Source organism: Burkholderia sp. E168m23, from assembly GCF_016586125.1.
Classification (GTDB): domain Bacteria; phylum Pseudomonadota; class Gammaproteobacteria; order Burkholderiales; family Burkholderiaceae; genus Burkholderia; species Burkholderia orbicola.
Window position 1 is genome coordinate 1 of sequence record NZ_BCPP01001138.1, and the last position, 2,012, is coordinate 2,012.

General features: G+C 64.2%; 2 protein-coding genes and 1 pseudogene. 2 read left to right on the forward strand and 1 reads right to left on the reverse strand.

The genetic code is table 11. From position 1 onward, the window contains the following. Both JMF90_RS34955 and JMF90_RS34960 read left to right on the forward strand, forming a co-directional pair. Positions 1–265 (forward strand): annotated as a pseudogene (locus tag JMF90_RS34955) (ABC transporter ATP-binding protein); the annotation flags it as partial. A 128-nt stretch (positions 266–393) separates the two neighbouring features. Further along, positions 394–1,065: a C40 family peptidase gene (locus JMF90_RS34960; protein ID WP_011694316.1), complete on the forward strand. Its 672-nt coding sequence runs from the start codon at positions 394–396 to the stop codon at positions 1,063–1,065. Positions 1,066–1,218: 153 nt separating this feature from the next. On the opposite strand, the gene JMF90_RS34965 is transcribed toward JMF90_RS34960, so the two are convergent. After that, positions 1,219–2,012, reverse strand: a 794-nt coding sequence (locus tag JMF90_RS34965; protein ID WP_201326154.1) for a patatin-like phospholipase family protein, incomplete at its 5' end; no start/stop codon positions are given.

Below are 2,012 nucleotides of genomic sequence, written 5' to 3' on the forward strand. Positions count from 1 at the left end.
CATCCTGATCCTCGACGAGCCGACGTCGGCGCTCGACGTGTCGATCCAGCAGCAGGTGCTGAAGCTGCTCGCGAATTTGCAACAGAAATACAACCTCGGCTATGTGTTCATCAGCCACGACCTGGAGGTGATCGGTGCGATGGCGCACCGCGTCGCGGTGATGCAGGACGGCGCCGTCGTCGAGTCGGGGGACGTGGCCGACGTCTTCACCAGACCGTCACATCCTTACACACAAAAGCTGTTGAAAGCGGTCTGGAAAGCGTGATAGGCGTCCAATGGTCTGACCATCTCGATTGTATTTATTAATTTGTTTTGACAAACGATTACGCGCTGGCTAGTATCGACCGAAATTTTCCGCCAATCAGCTGATTTTTAAGCACATTCCATCGACCAATGCAGCATCGATCCCTGACCCAGGCATGCGCGCGCACCATCGCCGGGCTGTTCATCGGCGCCCTGTTCGCAGCAGCACCCGGCGCATTCGCCGACGAAGTCAGCAGTTTTAACCAGAATGTCACCAATTCGACTCAGATCGGGTCGGGTTCCTCCCTCCAGCAGACCAGCGCGCAGCCGTCGAGCGGCGGCGCGAAGTCGTTCCTTGCCGGCATGGCGGGCAAGGCGGGCGACGTGGTCGTCGGCGCGCTGAACATGATCGGCGTGCGGTATCGCTGGGGCGGCAACTCGCCGGATTCGGGCCTCGACTGCAGCGGCTTCGTGCGCTACGTGTTCCAGGACACGCTCGGCATGTCGCTGCCGCGTCGCGCGGAAGAAATGAGCCGCGTCGGCGAGAAGGTGAGCATGAGCAACCTGAAGCCGGGCGATCTCGTGTTCTTCAACACGATGCGCCGCACGTTCTCGCACGTCGGCATCTATATCGGCGACAACAAGTTCGTGCACTCGCCGTCGACGGGCAGCACCGTCCGCGTCGACGATCTCGACAGCGGCTACTGGGAAAAGCGTTTCACCGGCGCGCGCCGGATCGAATCGGAATTCCCGATGAAGCCCGAAGACCTGCGCCGCGTGCGCGCGACGATCGGCGACGATTCGGCGAACGGCAACAACTGACGTTTGCCGGTCGGTCAGGCCGGACGATAAAAAACCCTGTCACCGAAAGGCGGCAGGGTTTTTTGTTTTGAGGCTGGCGCCGACGGCGAGGCGTAAGTCGTTCCGTCGGCCACCGGGAGGCGGCGCGTGCCGCGGCCTCCCGCCCATCGCGGCTTACGCGGCGGCAGTCACGCCCCGCGCCGCCGCGAGCTTGCGCTGCAGTTCCGGCATGATGCGCGCGACCGCTTCCTCGCCCGCGAGGATCGCCGCGTTGCGCTGGTTGAAGTCGCTGCCGCCCATCGCCGCCAGGTTCGGGCGAATCACGACGTCCGCATATTTGTCGAGCTCGTAGGTCTTGATCGTCTGGCCCATGATCGTGAAGGTCTGCAGCAGCATCTCGATCGGGTTGTTGGTCGCCGCGCCGTCCGGCCGGGCGGAGATGTCGACCGCGATCACGAAGCTCGCGCCCATCTTGCGCGCGAACGACGCCGGCACCGGGCTCACCAGGCCGCCGTCCACATATTCGCGATTGCCGATCTTCACCGGCTCGAACACCGACGGCACGCTGCACGACGCGCGCACCGCGAGCCCCGTGTTGCCTTGCTGGAACAGGATCGGCTGGCCGCTTTGCAGGTCCGTCGCGACGATGCCGAGCGGCTTCGCCATCTTCTCGATCGGCCGGTTGTTGAGCGTCTTGTTCAGGAAGTTTTGCAGCGCGACGCCTTGCAGCAGGCCGCGCGAGCGAAACGGCAGCGCCCAGTCGCTGATCGATGCCTGGTCCATGTCGAGGGCGATCTTGTTGATCTGCAGCGCGTTCATGCCCGACGCGTAGAGCGCGCCGACCACCGAGCCCGCGCTCGTCCCGGCGACGATCTCGATCGGAATGCCGCGCGCCTCGAGCGCCTTCAGCACGCCGATGTGCGAGAACCCGCGCGCGGCGCCGCCGCCGAGCGCGATGCCGATCTTGA

Bases quoted from the DNA above. Each gene is read 5' to 3' on its own strand.
- JMF90_RS34960 (WP_011694316.1), top strand. From the start codon at position 394: ATGCAGCATCGATCCCTGACCCAGGCATGCGCGCGCACCATCGCCGGG.